This window comes from Weissella sagaensis (assembly GCF_010306265.1).
Lineage (GTDB): Bacteria > Bacillota > Bacilli > Lactobacillales > Lactobacillaceae > Weissella > Weissella sagaensis.
The window spans coordinates 297985-318866 of sequence record NZ_BLKA01000001.1; the positions used below are offsets into that span (position 1 = coordinate 297985).

Here is a 20882-nt window from a genome sequence, read left to right on the forward strand (position 1 = left end):
ATCAAAATTACTACAACAATGCTTCAGCAGTAGCCAAAACTTTGTCACCTTTCATCATGCCGTAATCCATCTTATTAATAACATCCATTGGAATACCTGCTGCATCTGTCTTGGCTTTAACTTCTTTCTTCATAAAGCTAACTTGTGGACCAAGCAACAAAACATCTGGCTTGTCACTAGATGATAACTCATTATCAATATCAGCCGTTGACTTGGCAAAAATTTCATAATCTTTGCCTCCTGCCTTAGCTGCTTCTTGCATCTTTGTCACTAACAATGATGTTGACATCCCTGCTGCACATGCTAGCATAATTTTCTTGTCTGCCATTTTTCTATCCTCTTTTAAAATTATAAATCGGTACCATGAGAAGCAATAACCTGCTTGTACCAATCGAACGAGTCCTTACGTAGACGCTTACCTGACCCTTCACCCATGTCATCCAAATCAACATAAATGTACCCGTATCGCTTACTCATTTCACCGGTACCAGCTGACACAATATCAATTGGTCCCCATGATAGATAACCGATAACTGGGATACCATCTTTTACAACTGCTTTTTCAACTTCAGCAATATGTGCTTTCAAATAATCAATACGATATTGATCATGCACCTTACCATCAATAACGTCATCATAAGCACCAAAACCATTTTCAACAATCATGATTGGTAATCCTGGGTATTGATCGTTCAATTCATTCAAGGTATAACGCAACCCTTGTGGATCAATTGCCCATCCCCAATCCGAAACAGGTACTTCAGGATTTTGTACCACTTCATAACCCTGAACATCCTCAAAATCAGTATCTGCATCACTTTTTGCCTTGATTACAGTTGAGTTATAATAAGAAATTGCCAGGTAATCAACTTTACCAGCCTTTAAAACCTCACGATCAGCTTGTGTAATGTCGGAACGATAACCGGTACGTGCAGCAAATGCTTCAAATTCAGCTGGATAAGTCCCACGGATATGAACATCCGAAAACCAGTCATGCAACTGACGTGCCTTTTGTGTGGCCAACATATCAGCAGGCTTAGGTGAAGCTGGATATAATGGGGCAACATTCAACATACCACCAATAACAAACTCAGGATTAATCGCATGCCCAATCTGAACAGCCTTAGCACTTGCAACCAACTCATAGTGTGCTGCTTGGACCATACCAGCCAGCTTTTCAGTTGCTGTTGCATCCTTTTTAAACTGCAATCCTGAATTTGTCCAAATCATGAATTCGCTCATCATATCATAATCTAAATTAGCTTGATTTGATATTTCATTATGCGTCATCCAATACTTCACTTTACCGTTATAACGTGTAAAGACTGTGGTTGCATACTTAACAAAGAAATCAATCACTTTACGATTTGACCAACCACCATACTCTTTGACTAAGTGATAAGGCATTTCAAAGTGATTTAACGTAATCACTGGTTCAATCCCCAAACGATTCATCTCATCGAACATATCATCATAGAACTTTAAGCCGGCTTCGTTTGGTTCAGCATCATCCCCATTTGGGAAAATACGCGTCCACGCAATGGAAGTTCTAAATGCCTTAAAACCCATCTCAGCCATCAAAGCTAAATCTTCTTTATACGTATCATAGAAATAAATACCATGATGATTAGGATAATTATTACCTGCAATGACGCCATCTGTAATTTCGCGTGGCTTATTATTGGCACCAGCGGTTAAAATATCTGCAATCGAAACCCCTTTACCGTCTTTATTCCATGCACCTTCAGCTTGGTGTGCCGCAATAGCACCACCCCACAAAAAATTATCAGCTAACTTAAGTCCCATGAGTTCCTCCTCGATAAATCTAATTAATAAATTGTATACGTACACTATAACAGTGCATTCACACTTTTGCAACCGCTTTCATTATTTTGTTAAAAATGCTAATATTCGATATAATATAGTCACTAAAGGAGCGCGGGCATGTTAAAATATCAAAAAATTGCAGAACAATTATTTTCATTCATAAAATCTAATCACCTCAAACAAGGTGACCCCTTACCAAGTTTGACTAAACTAATTCAAGAATATGGTGCTAGTAAAACAACTGTTTTGAAAGCATTAGATCAGCTAGAACGGGATGGCTTTATCTATCAAGTACAAGGTAGTGGGACCTTCGTACGTGATATTCCAGATGAGCATTTTATTAACTTTAATGTCAGTCACGGTTGGACAACTGATTTCACCAAAACAAAATTAGATAATTCAGATGTCACTGTTGAAAAAACATATCCAACACGATCAGTCGCTAGTCACTTACAGTGTGCAATTGACACGCCAATATTTAAAGTACAACGTTTAAAAACACAGGATGGTAAGATTTTCTGCTTTGAGACTTCTAATTATAATACTAATTTTGTTCCCTTCCTAAATAAAGAAATTGCCAAAGCATCTATTTTTCACCATATTTCAGATGCTTATCAAATCAACGTTGGCTTTTCTGATAAGTACTTTAAAGTACGGCAATTAACTGCATTTGAAAGTGATAAATTAAATTTGCCGCAAGGTAGTTTTGGTCTAGCCGTTCAAGAAACATTTTATACAACTAGTGGGGAAATATTTGATTTTTCAGAAAATGTTTACCACTATGAGAACGCAACTTTTTATATTTAAAAGACAAGATAATATGGTGTAACATGCTTTATGATACCTTACTTCATTGACAGCTATAAACATTAGTATCGTCATGACTATTACTACTTATTGGCCATTCTTTATCGTAAGGCACATAACAGAAAACACCCGCAGTAAAAATCAAAAAGGCGCTAGCTAACTTCTCTTCGAATGTTAGCCAGCGCCTTTTAAGTGTCACCATTAATTATTATTCATTTACTTGATACTTTTCAAATCTAGCAACTTGAATTGGGGTTAACGTCACTTTCATAACTGTCCCCGACTCATCATAATCTAATTCATGTACCGTTGCCTGCTCATTTAATTCACTAACAAGTTGCCCGTCACTAAATGGAATATGCAATGTTGTTGTGATATAGTCAGCAAAAATATGTTCTTTAACAACATCAACCAAAGCATCTTGTGACTTTGAATCTAATGCTGATAAAATCAACGTATCACCCGTACGATCAGGATATGCTTGTTCCGGAATTTGATCAGCTTTATTATAAACAGTCACCATTGGAATGTCGCCAACGCCAATTTCTTTTAATGTTTTTGCAGTTGTCGCCATCATCTCTTGATAATGTGGATCTGCATAGTCCACAACTTGAATTAACAAATCAGCATCAGCTGCTTCAGCTAATGTTGCACGGAAAGCTGCCACTAACCCATGGGGCAACTTTGACACAAATCCAACCGTATCAGATAGTAAGAAATTTTGATTATCTGGTAACTGAATTTTACGCACTGACGTCTCTAACGTTGCGAACAGCATATCTGCTTGAAATACTGTTTTTTCTTTATTATCACCAAATCGCTTTACTAAGGCATTCATAATCGTTGACTTACCTGCGTTAGTATAACCCACTAAAGCAACATTACGAATACTTTGTTTAGCACGATAAGCACGCCGTGTTTCATCATCAGCCTCAATGTTCGTTAATTCAGCTTGCATTAATGAAATTTGGTGTTGAATATGACGACGATTCATTTCTAACTTGGTTTCACCAGCACCACGACTCGTAAAACTACCACCGCCACCACCTGTTTGTTGATCTAGACGAACATTCATAGATGTCCGTAAACGTGGTAATTGATACTTTAGTTGTGCAATCGCAACCTGTAATTTAGCAATTTTTGTTTTAGCTCGTGATGCAAAGATATCCAAAATCAAGGCTGTTCGATCCATGATATCGGCTTGTGTGCCAGCTTCAAGATTACGAATTTGTGATGGTGATAATTCATCATTAGTTACCACCATTTCGGCACCATAATATTCTAACGCTTCTTTTAATTCGGTTACTTTACCCTTACCAAAATAGGTTGATGCATTAGGTCTTTCCAGCTTTTGAATCAATTGGCCAACAACAATCATATTATTTGCCGCTGCTAAATTAGCCAATTCAGTCATTTCATAGTCAAAATTTTCATTTTGCTGATCTAAACCTGCTAAAATAACTTGGCGTTTAGGATGTTGCTCATTTTCTATCATATATGTTTTACCATTTCGTTGTTGTATCGTTATAAGTTTTTAGCTTCATGCCTTCATCAGAAACTTCAAAAATTGTGATTGATCCGTTTTCAGGCTTTTCAGCTGCTTGTTCGTGTGAAGCATACTTGGCCACTAAATTACGAATCAATGTGCCGTGTGAAACGATTAAGACATTTTGACCGTCACGTGTGTTACGACGGAGTTGTTCTAGCCCTTTTTCTACTCGTACCCAAAACATCTGTGCGTCTTCAGCATCACCAGTTGGATCAGCCGCATGCATCGCATCCATGACTTCATCTTGACTTAAATTAGCCATTAGATCACCATAAGTATCCATGTTTTGGAAGCCATTCTTTTCAGCAACTAGTTGTGAACTTTTTTTACTAGGTAATCCCTCAAAAAAGCCAAAGAATTGTTCACGGAATTGTTGTAATTGCTCCGGCTCTTTCAAATCACCACTCTGCTTATTACGTGACAAAACAAATTCAGCTGTTTGAATGGCACGTTGCAAATCTGATGAGTAAGCACCGTCAAAGCGAATGTTTTCTAAACGATCACCAGCTGCATATCCGTCTGAGATACCTTTATCCGTCAATGGCGCATTACTCCATCCTTGCATACGTTCATAATGATTGAAAATTGTTTGCCCATGTCGTACAAAATATAAATTAAATGACATTATTTATCCCTCTTTGCTGTTAGTCTGTTATATATAATTGTATCATTAAGTTTATTAATACTCATTAAGTTGCCTAGTTTCAATTATGATTTAATAAAATTTATGATTTATAAAACATTCATATTGACAGCTATAGACTTTACATGTATAGTTAATTATTGTTGTTAATATACAAGTGATGATATTGGCCCAATGGTCAAGTGGTTAAGACGTCGCGTTCTCAGCGCGGAATCCAGGGTTCGACTCCCTGTTGGGCTATTTCTAAATAGCTTCGGCTAACAAATATTATCATCATGGCCCAATGGTCAAGTGGTCAAGACGTCGCGTTCTCAGCGCGGAATCCAGGGTTCGACTCCCTGTTGGGCTATACTTAGAGATCAGTAATCTGATTACACGTAAACGTATTTACTTTTTATAAAGTAGATACGTTTTTTTATTGCCTAATTAATAAAAAAGCGAGGCATAAACAGATACTTGTTATGCCTCGCTTTTTATGATTATATTTTAAAATCATCCGTCATCGTTAACATAATTGGCGCATGATCTTGGCGTGCTCCTGTATCAATAACCGATAATTCAGACAACTGATTAGCTAAACGATTTGACGTTAAATAATAATCAATACGCCAACCAGAATTATTGATTTTTGATGTTTTTGATATCTGTGCCCACCATGTATAAACACCGCTTTCTTCAGGATGTAAATAACGGAATGTATCCGTAAATCCCGCATCAAGCAAACGGCCAAAATGCTCACGTTCCTCATCTGTAAAGCCAGCTTTTTTATGGTTTGATTTTGGGTTTTTCAAATCAATTTCTTGGTGTGCAACATTGAAATCACCAGAAAAAATAACCGGCTTTTGTGCATCTAATTGTTGTATATATGCCCGATAAGCATCATCCCAAGCCTGTCGATCATCCAAACGTGCTAGACTGCTCCCTGAATTTGGTGTATAAACTGTGGAAACATAGGTGTTTTCAAATTCAAGTGTAATAACGCGTCCTTCAATATCCATTTCACCAGGTGCACCGATTTCTGGTAACGTAACACTAATAGGTTCTTGGCGTGATAACATCATCGTTCCCGAATAACCAGAACGACCCGTGCTCATACGTAAATACCGATGGTAACCAGGGAATAACTCATCAAGCGCCGTTGCTTGTTTTTTAGTTAAGCCCGTTGCTTTTAGTTTTGTTTCTTGAATTGCTAAAACATCTGGTTGTTGTGCCGCAATATCTTGCAATACCTGCCACGTCATTTCACCACGGGCAGATTTATGCTCAACAGCCGCATTGATACTATCGATATTCCATGATATAAATTTCATTTTGCCACCGTTCCTCTTTAAATTCTCATTGCATTTATTATAACAAAAAAACGCACGACTAATGACTGGCATAGTCGTACGTTGATTCATATTTAATGTTTAAAATTGTTCATTTAATAGTTGTTTAATTTCGCTCAACTTTGGTTGTCGTGGATTTCCTGGTGTTGTCTGATCATTATAAATCAAATCCATCAACCCTGACAATTCTCGATCAAAGTCTTCTTTTTTAACCCCATTACCAGATAGCGTTAAGTCCATATCAAGATGTCCTGCTAATTCTTTAATCTTATTAATTAAAGCTGTTACCAATTCTGCATCATCTTGACCTGTCAAACCAATGTGACGAGCAATATCAGCATAATCTTTTTGTGCCGTATATGTTTCATAACGTGGGAAAGGCGTGCGCTTCACGTTACCAGTTACACCATTGAATTTGATCACATTGGTCATTGCAATTGAAATTGCTAGTCCGTGTGGTAATCCAAAAGCGCCACCAGTTTTATGTGCTATTGCATGATTTAATCCTAAGAACGCATTTCCAAATGACATACCAGCCAAGGTTGATGCATAATGCATCTTTGTTCGTGCCAATTCACCTTCCTTAGTTGGTTGCGTTGCATCATAATGATATGAAGCTTCTAGGTAATCAAAAATTAATTTAATGGCCTGCAATGCCCAAGGACGTGTAAATTCAGATGACATCACTGAAACATATGATTCTAGGGCGTGTGACAAAGCATCCATTCCAGAATATGCAACTGTCTTACTTGGCACAGTCATCACAAATTCAGGATCAACTATAGCAACTTGTGGTGTTAATTCATAATCAGCCAATGGATATTTAACATGTGTTTCATCATCAGTAATTACCGCAAATGGCGTAACTTCTGAACCCGTTCCTGATGTTGTAGGAATAGCCACCATTTGTGTTAAACGTTGATGTTCGAACTTCACAATTCGCTTGCGAATATCCATAAATTTTTGTGCTAATTGTTGGAATAATGACTTCAAACCATCATCATCATATAAAATACCAGGCTTAGTTGCTGAATATTCGTATAAGAAACGGGCAATCTTACCTGCATCTAATGCTGAACCACCGCCAAGCAAAACAACCGTATCTGGCTTGAAATCAGCCATTTGACGAGCAATATCAATTGCTTGTGAAATAGTTGGGTCAGGGCTAACTGAACCATAAAATGATGTCTTAACTTGATCTTCACGTAATGCAAATTGATCTAAAATTTTATCAACGAATCCTAACTTTACCATACCGGGATCTGCAACAATAAATGCCCGATCAACATCTGGTAATTCTTGCAAATAAGTAATGGCGTTTGTCTCGTAATAAATATCCTTAGGCAATCGTACCCACTGTGGGCGATTACGACGACGAGCAACGGTTTTAATATTTAATAAATCGTACGTAGACAAATTATGCGACAATGAATTCTTCCCCCAAGTACCAGTTCCTAACGTTAGTGATGGTCGTAATGCATCGGTATAAATATCACCAACACCACCAATTGAGTCGGGTTGATTAACCAAAATTCTTGATGCTTCAACACGGTCTGCATATTCTTTTACAAATGGATCATCTTGCGCACCAATCTGAATTGCTGCATTATGTCCTGCCCCCTGGTAGTTTAATAATGCGCGTACAATTTCAACAGCTTCATCACGATCTTGTGCTTTATATATTGAGAGTAACGGACTTAGCTTTTCTGATGATAATGGCTCCCCAATGTGCTTTTTATCAAGTTCAAATAGCAAAACGTCCTTATCAACTGGCAACTTCAAACCAGCTTGTTCGGCAATCCAACGACCTGAACGACCAGCTACTGGTCCTGTGACACCATAGCCATCTGCTGATGGTTTAAAGACAAAATCAGAAATCTTTTGATAATCCTGCTTAGGCGTTAAGTATGCACCTTGTTCTTGTAATTTTTGCAACATCTCATCATAAATTGAAACATCAATGACAACCGAATTTTCTGAAGCACAAATCATACCATTATCAAAACGTTTCGACAATAACAAATCAGATACGGCTCGATCAACGTTAGCCGTTTTATCAATATAGACTGCACCATTTCCAGCACCAACCCCCATTGATGGATTACCAGAATGTAAGGCTGCATTGACCATCGAAGGTCCGCCAGTCGCTAAAATTGATGCAATCTTTGGGTTTTTAATCAATGTATTTGTTGCATCAATTGAAGGTGTTTCAATCCATTGAATAAAATGCTTCGGTGCCCCCGCTGCAACGGCTGCATCATAAACAATCTTAGCTGCATGTGATGATGATTTTTGTGCTTGTGGATGAAAAGCAAACACAATCACATTTCTTGTTTTTGCGGTTAACATTGACTTAAAAATTGCTGTTGAGGTTGGGTTAGTTGTTGGAACAATTCCAGCTAAAATGCCTAAAGGTGCTGCTAATTCAACTTTTCCGGCTATCTTGTCTTCCGAAATAACACCGACAGTTTTATCATTTTTAATAGCGTTATAAACAGATTCAGACGCAAAACGATTTTTAGTATCCTTATCTTCAATGACACCGCGTCCTGTTTCTTCATATGCTTCATGAGCAAGCAATAATGCATTTTCAGAACCAGCTAAGGCCATCGCTGCAACAATTTTATCAACTTGTTCTTGTGTATAGGTTGCAAATTTTTGTAAAGCGATTGCTGCTTGATCAACTAATTTATTAGTCATCTCTTCAGCAGCTGCATAATGTGCAGCTTTTTCATCAGGTGTTAGCACTTTTTTCTTTTTATTCATAGTAGTCATGATTTATACCTCTCAGATTGTTCTGATTTAATCGTATTGCTCATTACTGAACAATGTTAATTATAGCAAATATAAACTAAACGTCAACTATAAAACGTTATTAATTAGGCGTTTAAGCTTGATTTTGTTTTAGTTCACAAACTTTCATAAAATGGCTAAATTCGGTTTATTGTGAATTAATTAACAATAAAAACGCTTACATAATTTCCCAATCATTAAGCTTGTGAATATACAAAAAAACACTAAATTTCCATTTTTTGAAAACTTAGTGTTTTGTATTAATAATTGTTTACTATTTTTGTTTTACCCAGCAATACTGAACTAATCACAACTGACAATGAACTCAATGCCATGGCAACACCAGCAATTTCTGGACTTAATATAAACCCAAAACTATAAAATACACCAGCTGCTACTGGAATACCCAAGACATTGTAGACGAAGGCCCAAAACAAATTTAACTTAATCCGATTAAACGTCTTTTCGCTCAATGCCAATGCTGTGTTTACGTCTCGTAAATCATTTTTGACTAAGACAATCCCCCCTGCATCAATCGCAATATCCGTACCAGCACCCATGGCAATTCCTACATCAGCCGTCGTTAATGCTGGCGCATCATTGATCCCATCACCAACAAAAGCAACTGTATGATCTACCTGCAAAGCCTTAATTTGATCAGCTTTTTCAGCAGGGAGAACATTTGCGATAACTTCGTCGATACCAACCTCATTTGCGATGGCTCGCGCAACATGTTCATTATCACCAGTTAACATCACTGTGCGTAACCCGCGATCTTTTAATAAGGACATCGCTGTTTCAGAAGTTTCTTTAGGTGTATCTTGAATAGCAATCAACCCAATGATTTTTTGTTGCAAGCCAACTAATACGACTGTTTTTGCTTCATCTTGTAATTGTGCCATTTTACGCTTCAAATCATCGGTTACTTCAAAATCAGTTAACAAGCGTTCATTACCAACAAAAGCTCGCTGACCATCAACCAAGGCCTGTACGCCTTTACCAGATAAGGCCTCAAAATTTTCAACACTAGTTACTGCAAAATTTTGCCGCTCTGCTTCATCTAAAATTGCCAATGCTAACGGGTGCTCTGAGCCTGCTTCTAAACGAGCAGCTACCATTAATACTTGCTGATTTTCCCCAATAATATCAGTTACTTTAGGCTGACCAACTGTAATTGTCCCCGTCTTATCAAATACAACGGTATCAATATCATTTGCCCGCTCTAGAACTTCACCATCTTTAATTAAAATGCCCATTTTAGCGCCGCGTCCAGTACCCACCATTAACGCTGTTGGTGTCGCCAAACCAAGCGCACACGGGCAAGCGATTACAACAACAGACACTGCAAAAATCAATGAATTAGCAACATCATGACCGATGAAAACATACCAAATTAAAAAGGTTAACACTGCAACCACTAACACAATTGGAACAAAAACATCCGATACACGATCAGTTAATTGTTGAATTGGCGCTTGACTTGATTGGGCTTTTTTAACCAGCGTAACAATTTGCGCTAACATGGTGTCATTACCAACTTTTTTAGCCTTAAACACAAAGTTTCCCGACATATTCATCGTTGAACCAATAACATCATCACCAACGCGCTTACTTACTGGCATACTTTCACCAGTAACCATAGCTTCATCAATTGTTGATGAACCCGCCACGATTTCACCATCAACCGCAATTTTTTGACCAGGCTTAACACTGATTAAATCACCTGTGACAATTTCTGCCAATGGTAATCTGACAAATTCACCATTTCGTTTTACTAGTGCATCTTTGGCTTGTAAATCCATCAATTTTTCAATAGCCGACGAAGCATTATGACGCATTTTTTCTTCAAAGACTTGACCAAGTAACACGAACGTAATGACAAAAGCAGCACTTTCAAAGAAAACCGCTCTGCCTGTAAACATAGCATAAATACTATACAGGTATGCCGTACCAGTTCCAACAGCAATTAAGGTGTCCATATTTGAATGGTGTTTTTGAAATGATGCCCATGCACTAGATAAAAATGGTCGTGCCGATATCAACATAACAATCGTCGTTAAGATTAGCATTGTCATTTGTCCACCTGGTAACATCCAGTGTGTAAATGGCATTAGGATCATCTCAAGCAACATTGGTAATGACAAGATTAACGAAACCCAAAACCGTGTCGTTATATTCATAATATCACCTACTTTATATGAATGGTGCCATGGAACATGTCCATGCCACAGCTAAAGTTAAATTCACCTGCTTGTTTTGTTGGAATCATGACTGTTTTAGGTTCATCAATTGGTAATGCTGTTTCAAAATTCAACGCATTAGAGTGAACAACATCCAAACAACCTTGTGTACTCGTTCGCGTAAAAGTAATTTGCGCTGGCACACCTTGCTTTAAATTAATAACGCTTGGCTCATAACCACCTGCAACAGTTACATTAATATTTTGTACATCACTCATCTTAGTAATCTCCTCTTTAGCTAATAAATTATTTAATAATAACCTTACCGTGAAACATATTCATACCACATGCCCACTCATATTCACCAGCTTCACTGGTATCAATTTGAATGGTTTGTGTCTCATTTTCCGGTAATGCTTGATTAATGCCAAAATCCGGAAAAACCACATGATCCAAACAACTTGATGGATCTGTTCTTTTGAAGTGAAGTTGTGCCGGTACGCCTTGCTTTAATACCACTTGCTCTGGCGAATAACCACCTTTTACCAAAACATTAATATCTTGTTGATCATTAGTAATAGCAGCTGATTCTGTTTGGGTTTCATGTTTGCCAAAGAACCACCAAACAATAAAGCCAATTAATATCAAACCAATAATTAATACAATGATTCTAATCATCTTCACCCCTCCTTATACTGTTTCAGTACACTGTTCGCATGAATTTGGTCCCAAGCAGTCACAGGCAACTGATGCAGGGGCCGTTTCAATTTTTTGTTCTAATACTTTTTGTAAGAGCATAATATCTGACTTACTCAAGGTCATATCTGTTAGTAATTCAGCTAAAGTATGTCCTTTTTTCATACTACATAAACGTTCAAAAACTTCAGATGTCATTTGAATCATCGCTGCATCTTCAGCAATTAACGGACGATAAATGAAGCGTCGACCAGCTTTCTTTGTCGTTAACATTTCTTTTTGAACCAAACGACGCAGTAATGTCTTAATTGTTGATTCCGACCAATCTTTCTTTTGTCTGATTGCTGTAATAATTTCACTACTAGTTGCTTCTTTTACTGTCCAAATCACACGCATTAACTGCCATTCGGCATTCGACATATCGCTTGCTTGCATTATCCATCATCTCCTTCGTTTACATTTGTAACTGTAATAAGTATAACGTCTAAGGTTTACAAACGTCAACTAAAAAGTACTAACAACTATAGCGTTTTAAAGACAAAAAGGACATTAATCTAATCGATTAATGTCCTTTAAACGTATTACAAAAGATTTGGCCCTTAATGTCATGCATTTAGCAAACCATCAAGATACAACGTTTCACAGCTAGATACCCTGCATCTTTTGTTGCATTATCTTAATTAGTATTTTTACCAGATCATCGTACGATCTGCTGGTTCACGATACATGTTATCACCAGGTTGTACATCAAAAGTCTCATAGAATTCAGAAAAATTCGACACAATCACATTCGTACGTGCTTTATTTGGTGCATGCACATCAACTGCAGCAAAGAACTTCATCAATTCTGGACGTGCTTTCATTCGCCAAATTGTTGCCCAATTTTTAAAGAATTCCTTAGCAGAAAATGATTCTTCGCGTTGCGCAGCCGCTAAAGCAGCTGCTAAACCACCTAAATCAGCAACATTTTCAGAAACGGTTAATTTACCATTCACCTTTGCCCCATATGAATCTAAACCATCAAATTGTTCAATAACTTTTTGAGTCCGTTCTTTAAAGGCAGCATAGTCTTCATCCGTCCACCAATTATTCAAACTACCATGTTCGTCAAACGAAGCACCATTGGTATCAAAGGCATGTGAAATTTCATGCGCTATAACTGCCCCAATACCACCATAATTAGCTGAATCCGATTGGTCAAGACTATAAAATGGCGCTTGCAAAATAGCTGCTGGGAAGACAATTTGATTTTGTTGTGGATCATAGTAAGCATTGACCATGTGTGCTGGCATATGCCACTCATCACGATCAACTGTTTGATGCCATTTAGCCCATTCACGTGCAACGCCTTGGCGACCAAACTTTTGCGCTGCTTCTAACAAGCTAGCTCCCTCATCAACAATTTTATCTTCATAATAATCTGGTAACTTTTCTGGATAACCAATATGTGGTTTAATGGCGTTTAATTTCACAACAGCTTGGTCACGCGTAGCTGGTTGCAACCAAGTTGTATTTTGCAAACGCTCTTTATACACATTAATCATCTTTGTCACTTTGTCTTCCACATCTGCTTTTGCTTCTGATGAAAACATTTTATGTGCATACCACAAACCTAGCGCTTGATTAAAAGGCCCCTCTGCTAAGTAGTAAGCTGATTTTTTCTGACTCTTAGCTTCTGGGGTACCTGACAAAGCCCGACCATATGCACCACCTAATACACGAACATCATCAGATAAATATCCTGTATAAGCGTTAACGATGCTAATGATCAAAGTTGCTTTTAATAATGGCCATGCCTCTTCTGAGAAAAATTGATCAGCCGCATGCCAGAAGCGCTCTTCTGGTACCACAACCATATCCGGCTCTTCACCAATCATAGCCGTAACAACTTCATTTAATGGTAGTTCAGGAGCCAAAGCCGTAAAATCAGCCCATTTGTATGGTTTGTACAGCTTTACATATTCTGCTGATTCTTCCTGACTCAAGACAACCTTGGCAACGCGTGCATCAAATGCAATTGCTTTATCCAATAAGTCTTTAATTTCATCAGTATTAAAATCAAACTTTGCTAGCAAAGCCTCTTGTGATGATCGCCAAGTTTTCAATAAATCAGCACCTTGTGGGTGACCTGGCTCGTAGTATGTTGTATCAGGTAAAATCGTGCTCATTGCATCCGCCCAAAGAACGTAAGTTTGCGCATCTTTAAAATCAGGTGCAATACCCAATGGCAAAGCATTAGGTAAACCAGCCTTTTCCAAAGAAGTTATATCATTTGCAAATTCGGCAAATGAATCATAATTTTGATAGCGCGCAATCAACGGTTTTACGGGTTGCGTTCCTAATTCGTTACGTGTTTCCCAATCAGAAGCTAAGTGATGATATTTAATAAAATTACTTAACACCTTATCATCAGGCACATCTTCACCTGCTAACCACTTATCAGTTGTAGCTAACATTAATTCTTCAATTTCATCAGCTAAGTCAATAAATCCCCCCGTACGTGATTTATCATTTGGAATCACTGCTTGTGCAATCCAGTCTTCATTGACGGCTTCATAAAAATCATCTTGTTGACGAGTCCCCATTGTTTCACCTCAAATTTCTATTTTTTCTTATAAAATACGATAACACACTTTATCATTTCCGAACATATTTCACTAAAATTTAAATTCATTTATAAAAAAGAACACGTTCAAGATTATCAATCTTAGCGTGTTCTATCTGTCATCTAAATTAATTATTCTTTTGCCATTGTGCAATCTGATTAATCATATCAACCTTCAATTGCTTATTTGAATCAGCCGTTACTTTTTTAACGACATTATTTTTCAATTTATCTTGCCCGGCTTTATCATCAATAAAATCCTTATCTGCTTTTACTTTCGCTGTCACTTCTTTATTGATTTCATCACGAACTTGATTAGCTAATTGATTTTCGTTGTCTTGCACCATCTTTTGTAAGTCATCAACTTTATTAGCTGGTACAACATACCACCCTTCAGGTAACGTCAACTTATAAGTCGTTGTCCCCTTTTCTAAAGTATCCTGTCCTAACAACAAAAAACGACGCCAAGTTGAATTAGCTTGGTATGTCATCACTGTGGTCTTCAACGATGCCTTTTTGCCAGCAACAACCTCCGCTTTAGCTTGTTGTGTTAATGTTTGGTATGTTTTGTCATTCGTCTTATATGTATAACGTAACCGATTTTCAGCTCCTTGCTCAGTTGTAATTAAATGAAATCCATTAACTGTAACGGCAGGCTGAATCTTTTGTGTTTTTGTCAAGGGAACTTCTGACATCAAAAAATGTTGTCCTTGCGCATGACGTACGCCAAAGCCCATAGAAATAGTCAACAATAAACCGACAACAATTGGTACCCACCTTACTTGATGATGCACCACTCCTTGGATTGCCGCATAAGCTAGCAAAACAATCCCTAATACCAACAAGACAATCATGATTTTTCTCCTTCAAAAAACGTATTCACCTTTTTAAATTATACCAAAAAAAGCTCATAATCACCAAAAGTAGTAATTATGAGCTTTCTATTTTATTGATTTAAACTAATCCACTTAGTAGATTACTTGTTTAAAGCAGTCCACTTCCAGTCAGTAAACTCTTCGATATCATGTCCCTCGTTACGAGTAACTTCGAAGTGCTTTGCCAAGATAGCATCAATCTTGTTATCAAAGGCTTCTGCTTCATCAGCAGCAATAACACCCTTGGCAGCCAAAACTTGTGCAGCTTCCTTAGCTTGGTGGAAACGATCCAATTCTGAATATACACGCATATCGTAAGTGGTTGTAATATCACCATCTTCACGGTAACCATGAACGTGAGCACCTAAGTGTTGACGCTCGTAGAAGATTGATTCGATCAAATCTTCGAAGCCGTGGAATGCGAACATAACAGGTGTTCCTGATTCACCAAACAATGCGTTGAACTTTTCATCAGACAATGCACGTTCGTGGTTCATCTTACCATTCTTGTTTAGCAAACGGTGCAATTCAACAACGTTTACGTAACGCAACTTAACGGCTGGGAATGCTTCATTGATCAAGTGCAATGCAGCAAGCGCTTCGATAGTTGGCTCAACACCAGCTGATGCGAAGACGATATCTGCATCTTCACCTTCAGCAACAGTTGATGCCCAATCAATTGCCTTGATTCCTTCAGTAGCCAATTCTTCAGCTTCATCAACTGAGAACCATTGTTGACGTGGTTGCTTTGAAGCAACAACGTGGTTAACCTTGTGACGTTCAGTAAATGCACGACCAAAGACAGCCAACAATGTGTTACCATCAGCTGGCAAGTATTGACGGATAAAGTCAGCCTTCTTTTCAGCCAAGTGTGTCAACATTCCAGGATCTTGGTGAGTGTAACCGTTGTGATCTTGTTGGAAAGCAGTTGAAGTTGAAATCAAGTTCAATGATGGGTAATCATTACGCCATGGTTGTTCTGAAGCATGACGCAACCACTTGAAGTGTTGTGTAATCATTGAGTCCACAACACGTAAGAATGATTCGTATGATGCAAAGACACCAACACGACCAGTCAATGTGTAAGCTTCTAACCAACCTTCAGCTTGGTGCTCTGACAATTGTGAGTCCAAGATACGACCTTCAGGTGCTTGGTGTTGGTCGTTAGGTTCCTTAACTTGTTCCATCCATTGACGGTTAGTTACTTCAAACATACCCCACAAACGATTTGACATCGTTTCGTCAGGTCCGAAGATACGGAATGAAGTTGGGTTCAACTTTGAAACTTCAGCAAAGTAGTTTGACAAGACATTCATGTCCATGTTCTTGCTACCATCTGCCAATTCAGTTCCACGAGTTTCAGCAGTAATCTCGTTAGCAAAGTCCTTCCAATTTGGCAAAGTCAAATCAGTAGGTGCATCACCACGACGACGACCACCGTTAGCTGCGTAATTAGCTGCCATACGCTTGTCACCCTTTGGTGCCATTGCAGCAATTTCTTCCTTCAATGAACCATCGGCGTTAAACAATTCTGTTGGCTTGTATGAGTTCAACCACTCTTCGAATTCTGGCAAAGTCTCCATCTTACCTTGTGCCAAAGGAAGTGGGACTTGGTGAGCACGGAATGAGTCTTCAATTGGTTCACCAGCTGCGTTGTGAGTAGGTCCACCCCAACCCTTTGGCAAGCGAGCAATGATAACAGGCCATGCAGCAATTTCACCATCAGCATAGCGACCGTCTTCACGGGCTGCCTTTTGAATAGCTTGGATGTCTGAAATAGCATCATCGAATACCTTAGCAGCCAATTCGTGGTATGCCATGTAATCGTGAATATCATCATTTTCGATGAAACGTGGTGAGTATCCCAAACCTTCAAAGAACTTTGTAATCTCTTCATCACTCATACGTGAGAAAATTGTTGGATTTGAAATCTTAAATCCGTTCAAGTCCAAGATTGGCAATACTGCACCATCGTTCTTAGGGTTGATGAACTTGATTGAGTGCCATGCAGTCATTGCAGGACCAGTCTCAACTTCACCATCACCAATAACAGTGAAAGCAATTTGGTTAGGATTATCCAAAATAGCACCAGTTGCGTGAGATAGTGAGTAACCTAACTCACCACCTTCGTGCAATGAACCTGGCGTTTGTGCAGTCATGTGTGATCCAATTCCACCAGGGAATGAGAAACGCTTGAACAAACGTGCCATACCATCAACATCTTGTGTAATTTCAGGATAGCTTTCAGTATAAGTACCGTCCAAGTATGAGTTCGTAACCATAACTTGACCACCGTGACCAGGTCCACCGATGTAGAACATGTCCAAGTCAAACTTGTTGATCAAACGGTTAGCGTGTGCATACAAGAAAGTTTGTCCTGAGATAGTTCCCCAGTGACCAATTGGCTTTACTTTAACATCATCCGCTTGGATTGGTGTGTTAGTTACTGAAAACAATGGGTTGCTCTTCAAAAAGATCATACCTGCTGAAAGGTAGTTGGTAGCACGCCACCAAGCGTCTACCTTTTCTAGATATGCCTTTGAATCAAAATCTACTGCCATTTTGATTAAATCTCCTTTTATTTTTGAGAAAGGTTATATCGCAGAAGTTATCTTCTGGATTACAAGTATTATAATAACAGATTTTGAACCTAGGTACAATAAAAAACTCTCAATTGGACCGTTCCAATTACGGTACAAAAAATAGTCTATTCACCATCCAAACTAACGAAGCTATTATAGCGCATATATTTGTAATGAACGCGCATTTGACCGACTTCAAAGGGGGTCCCATCATCCAAGAAAAACACACCAGACATAATTCCCACTGGCTCATTAGCATTTAACTGTAAATACTTTTGATCTTCATCTTGTGATGGCTCTGCCGTGATCGTCATAAATGATTTTGTAACAGCTCGCTTTGTCGTTTGCTCTGCATATTGAAACATGGAATGCGTCATATCTTCAGCTGTTAATGCTGGTAATAGTTTAGCTGGAATAACCGCATTTTCGATCATAAAAGCCTCATTTTGCAAAGTACGCAACCGTTTAATACGATAAACTTCATCTGACGCATTTAAAAACAGCGCTTCTTTATCTTCTTCATTGGCAGCATCCTTTTCGAAAACTAACAATTTAATTGCGGGCGTCTCACCATTGAAACGAAAAGCATCAGAAACACCTAAGTTATGACCAACTGCATGAAACATCCCCTGATTCTTTAAATATAGTGGATTAACAAACGTGCCCGACCCACGTTTTTTAAAAATAATACCTTGTCTCACTAACACATTTAAAGCACGTTTAATTGAGCTACGTGAAACACCATATGAAGTCGCTAAAGACCGTTCATCTGGCAGTTTTAAATCGGGGAACTCTTGGGCGTTTATACGCCTATTTAAATCATTAAGCACCTTCATGTATAGGACTTCTTGGGCCATTTTTAACCTCCTGTTCGTTACAAGGTATAATCATAACATAAAAGTGGTCCAACCAAAACTTGATCGACCACTTCCTTGTTTTCTTATTTTAATAATCTTTTTGTTGCCATTCTTTTTCAAATTGATTCACAAAATCATGCATAATACGATCACGCTCAATACCAATTCGTTGTCCCTCAGGCGTATTCAAATAATCCTTAAGTAGAAATAATTTTTCATAGAAATGGTTGATAACGGTATTCCCGTCACCTTTACGATATGACGCCTTCGTTGTGATATGACGTGGTGGCATCGTCGGATCATATAAAGCATCGCCTTTAATGGCACCAAATTGGATGGCGCGAGCGATCGCAATCGCACCAATTGCATCTAAGCGATCTGCATCTTGTACAATTTTACCGGCCAACGATAATTTTGCTGGTTCCCCAAATCGTTGTTTACTCCATGACATATTGTCAATGATATTAAAAATCTCAACTTGTTGTTCAGCTGGTACTGCAATATCTGTCAATAACTTTATTACACGACTTTTTGCTAAATCTACATCCTCAAATAATTTGTCATCATAAGTATCATGTAAAATGGCTGCTGTTTGTGCAACAAAAGCATTTGCGGTTGGCTCAGTCGCCAATATGTGCTGAGTCATTGCCAATACACGTTCAATATGTGTCATATCGTGGCCTGTCTTGTCACTTTGCAAAACTTTTTCCGTAAATTCTTTAATTCGTGCTAACTTTTCTGTTTCACCATATGCCATAGCATTCCCCCATCATTTCGCTATACTAATAGACTTGTCAGACTCATAATAACTAAGCTAATACCCAAATTAATCAACCACGTCATGGCTAACCAACTGCCAACTGTTTCCCAAATCAACGCATCATCTAAAATAAACAATCCAATAACTAAACCCACAACTAACAAAACGATTATGTATACTGTAAGGCCTTGCCAGACATTATGCCAGTCAGCTGGACTAATATTCATGCCTAAATTTAGATTGAATATCAAAGCTATCCAAATCACAATTTGCCAACCAGGTACACCTACAAAAATATGCCAACCCAATGTTTGAATGTCAAATAAGTTAGGCCATAAAATTTGCGTTATAACCCCAGTAACCAACGAAATTACAAGCATTGGTGCTAAACCAATAAAAAAATTACCTAGACGTTGATAAAGATTATGTGAATGCCATGAATGATCTACATAACCTAATCGTCTGTCTTTGTCTGGCTTAAATGGATTTGTTAATAACACGATTTTATCAAGATGATGCCCAAATAACAGCGCTAATGATGCATGTGCTAATTCATGCACGATTGTTCCCAACCAACTAAAAATAAAAGGTGCACGTGGACCAAAGCGCACCATTAAATGCTGTTGCGACTTCATCGTTAACCATGAAATACAATAACTTGCGACTAAAGGCATTATTAAAAAAATCAAAAGTACCCAAATTATTGAACGACCAATCATTGTTTCCATCATCCTTATTCGTCCGTACGAATAGGTGCAAATTGACCATGTACAAATTCAGCTAACGTAACTGCATCAATGCGAATTGACCGACCAATTTCACCAGCTGAAATTGTAATCATACCTGCTTGTTTGGCACTTTCATCAAAATAAATTGGAAACTTCTTCGTTTGCCAAATGCCAACTGGATTATTAGCACCATGCACATACCCGGTCGTTTTTTGTAAATCCTTTGTTGGAATCATGTCAACACGCTTATTACCTGATACAGCAGCTAACTTTTTCTCATTCAGATGATCATCAACTGGTACAATCCCAATCACAGGTCCAGTAACATTACCTTCTAAAGCTAATGTTTTATAAATATCGTGATCAGTTAGTCCATACGCATCTAATTCAGCTTGATTACGTTGCATACCACCAGAAAACACAATCGTTTCATAGGGAATATCTGCTTTATCTAAAATTTGTTCAACTAAAATCTTTTTAATCCGTCTTTTCTTGGCCATTATGCCGCTCCTCACTATTTATCTATCTTAATATGTTAGTCCAATTTGTATTTTTTACATATATAAGAATATAACAAAAGATGTTACAGTTACAGCTTTTAAATTATATTTAAAAGACATCAATCTAACATTTTATAAACGGTAGGTTGATG

18 protein-coding genes and 2 tRNA genes are annotated in these 20882 nt (G+C 38.0%); 3 read left to right on the forward strand and 17 right to left on the reverse strand.

All coding sequences use genetic code 11. The annotated features are described in order from the left end of the window. Window positions 1–10: 10 nt before the first annotated feature. Window positions 11–328, reverse strand: coding sequence for a PTS sugar transporter subunit IIB (locus tag G7Y65_RS01545; protein ID WP_165314498.1), 318 nt, complete (start codon window positions 326–328; stop codon window positions 11–13). A 20-nt stretch (window positions 329–348) separates the two neighbouring features. After that, on the reverse strand, window positions 349–1806 hold the full coding sequence (locus G7Y65_RS01550; RefSeq protein ID WP_165314499.1) for a 6-phospho-beta-glucosidase: 1458 nt from the start codon (window positions 1804–1806) through the stop codon (window positions 349–351). A 138-nt stretch (window positions 1807–1944) separates the two neighbouring features. On the opposite strand from G7Y65_RS01550, the gene G7Y65_RS01555 reads away from it, so the two are divergent. After that, window positions 1945–2634, forward strand: a complete 690-nt coding sequence (locus tag G7Y65_RS01555) for a GntR family transcriptional regulator (RefSeq protein WP_042492000.1) — start codon at window positions 1945–1947, stop codon at window positions 2632–2634. 208 nt (window positions 2635–2842) lie between these two features. Here G7Y65_RS01555 and hflX read toward each other — a convergent pair whose 3' ends face one another. Continuing rightward, window positions 2843–4129, reverse strand: coding sequence for a GTPase HflX (gene hflX / locus G7Y65_RS01560; protein WP_042492001.1), 1287 nt, complete (start codon window positions 4127–4129; stop codon window positions 2843–2845). 7 nt (window positions 4130–4136) lie between these two features. Further along, a complete protein-coding gene (locus G7Y65_RS01565) occupies window positions 4137–4808 on the reverse strand; it encodes a histidine phosphatase family protein (RefSeq protein ID WP_137600380.1) in 672 nt (223 codons plus the stop codon). 186 nt (window positions 4809–4994) lie between these two features. Between G7Y65_RS01565 and G7Y65_RS01570 the strand changes: the two genes are divergently transcribed. Both G7Y65_RS01570 and G7Y65_RS01575 read left to right on the forward strand, forming a co-directional pair. Beyond that, window positions 4995–5066: transfer RNA gene (locus G7Y65_RS01570), tRNA-Glu, on the forward strand. Between the two features lie 37 nt (window positions 5067–5103). Then, a tRNA-Glu gene (locus G7Y65_RS01575) sits at window positions 5104–5175 on the forward strand. Window positions 5176–5305: 130 nt separating this feature from the next. Here the strand turns inward: G7Y65_RS01575 and G7Y65_RS01580 are convergent. The 13 genes from G7Y65_RS01580 to G7Y65_RS01640 all read right to left on the reverse strand — a co-directional run bounded on the left by G7Y65_RS01580 (window position 5306) and on the right by G7Y65_RS01640 (window position 20730). Next, complete coding sequence (locus G7Y65_RS01580; RefSeq protein ID WP_042492004.1) at window positions 5306–6136, reverse strand: exodeoxyribonuclease III; 831 nt, start codon at window positions 6134–6136, stop codon at window positions 5306–5308. A gap of 99 nt (window positions 6137–6235) precedes the next feature. Continuing rightward, window positions 6236–8929 carry a bifunctional acetaldehyde-CoA/alcohol dehydrogenase gene (adhE, locus tag G7Y65_RS01585; RefSeq protein WP_042492005.1) on the reverse strand — a complete coding sequence of 898 codons (2694 nt, stop codon included), beginning with the start codon at window positions 8927–8929 and terminating at the stop codon, window positions 6236–6238. A gap of 278 nt (window positions 8930–9207) precedes the next feature. Beyond that, window positions 9208–11127, reverse strand: coding sequence for a copper-translocating P-type ATPase (locus G7Y65_RS01590; protein WP_081839272.1), 1920 nt, complete (start codon window positions 11125–11127; stop codon window positions 9208–9210). Window positions 11128–11135: 8 nt separating this feature from the next. After that, window positions 11136–11405, reverse strand: a complete 270-nt coding sequence (locus tag G7Y65_RS01595; protein ID WP_042492007.1) for a cupredoxin domain-containing protein — start codon at window positions 11403–11405, stop codon at window positions 11136–11138. Window positions 11406–11433: 28 nt separating this feature from the next. Then, window positions 11434–11805 (reverse strand): cupredoxin domain-containing protein, encoded by a 372-nt coding sequence (locus G7Y65_RS01600; RefSeq protein ID WP_042492009.1) that lies wholly within the window; start codon window positions 11803–11805, stop codon window positions 11434–11436. 12 nt (window positions 11806–11817) lie between these two features. Continuing rightward, complete coding sequence (locus tag G7Y65_RS01605) at window positions 11818–12258, reverse strand: CopY/TcrY family copper transport repressor (RefSeq protein WP_042492010.1); 441 nt, start codon at window positions 12256–12258, stop codon at window positions 11818–11820. A gap of 254 nt (window positions 12259–12512) precedes the next feature. After that, window positions 12513–14408 (reverse strand): M13-type metalloendopeptidase, encoded by a 1896-nt coding sequence (locus G7Y65_RS01610; protein WP_042492012.1) that lies wholly within the window; start codon window positions 14406–14408, stop codon window positions 12513–12515. Window positions 14409–14556: 148 nt separating this feature from the next. Next, window positions 14557–15282 (reverse strand): DUF4811 domain-containing protein, encoded by a 726-nt coding sequence (locus tag G7Y65_RS01615; protein ID WP_042492013.1) that lies wholly within the window; start codon window positions 15280–15282, stop codon window positions 14557–14559. Between the two features lie 122 nt (window positions 15283–15404). Continuing rightward, window positions 15405–17864 carry a phosphoketolase family protein gene (locus G7Y65_RS01620; RefSeq protein WP_042492015.1) on the reverse strand — a complete coding sequence of 820 codons (2460 nt, stop codon included), beginning with the start codon at window positions 17862–17864 and terminating at the stop codon, window positions 15405–15407. A gap of 146 nt (window positions 17865–18010) precedes the next feature. Continuing rightward, entirely contained in the window at window positions 18011–18742 is a 732-nt protein-coding gene (locus G7Y65_RS01625) for a GntR family transcriptional regulator (RefSeq protein ID WP_042492018.1), read from the reverse strand. Between the two features lie 88 nt (window positions 18743–18830). Next, window positions 18831–19499, reverse strand: a complete 669-nt coding sequence (locus tag G7Y65_RS01630) for an HD domain-containing protein (protein ID WP_042492019.1) — start codon at window positions 19497–19499, stop codon at window positions 18831–18833. A 20-nt stretch (window positions 19500–19519) separates the two neighbouring features. After that, complete coding sequence (locus tag G7Y65_RS01635) at window positions 19520–20233, reverse strand: hypothetical protein (protein ID WP_042492021.1); 714 nt, start codon at window positions 20231–20233, stop codon at window positions 19520–19522. Between the two features lie 2 nt (window positions 20234–20235). Continuing rightward, complete coding sequence (locus tag G7Y65_RS01640; RefSeq protein WP_042492022.1) at window positions 20236–20730, reverse strand: aminoacyl-tRNA deacylase; 495 nt, start codon at window positions 20728–20730, stop codon at window positions 20236–20238. Between the last annotated feature and the right edge of the window lie 152 nt (window positions 20731–20882).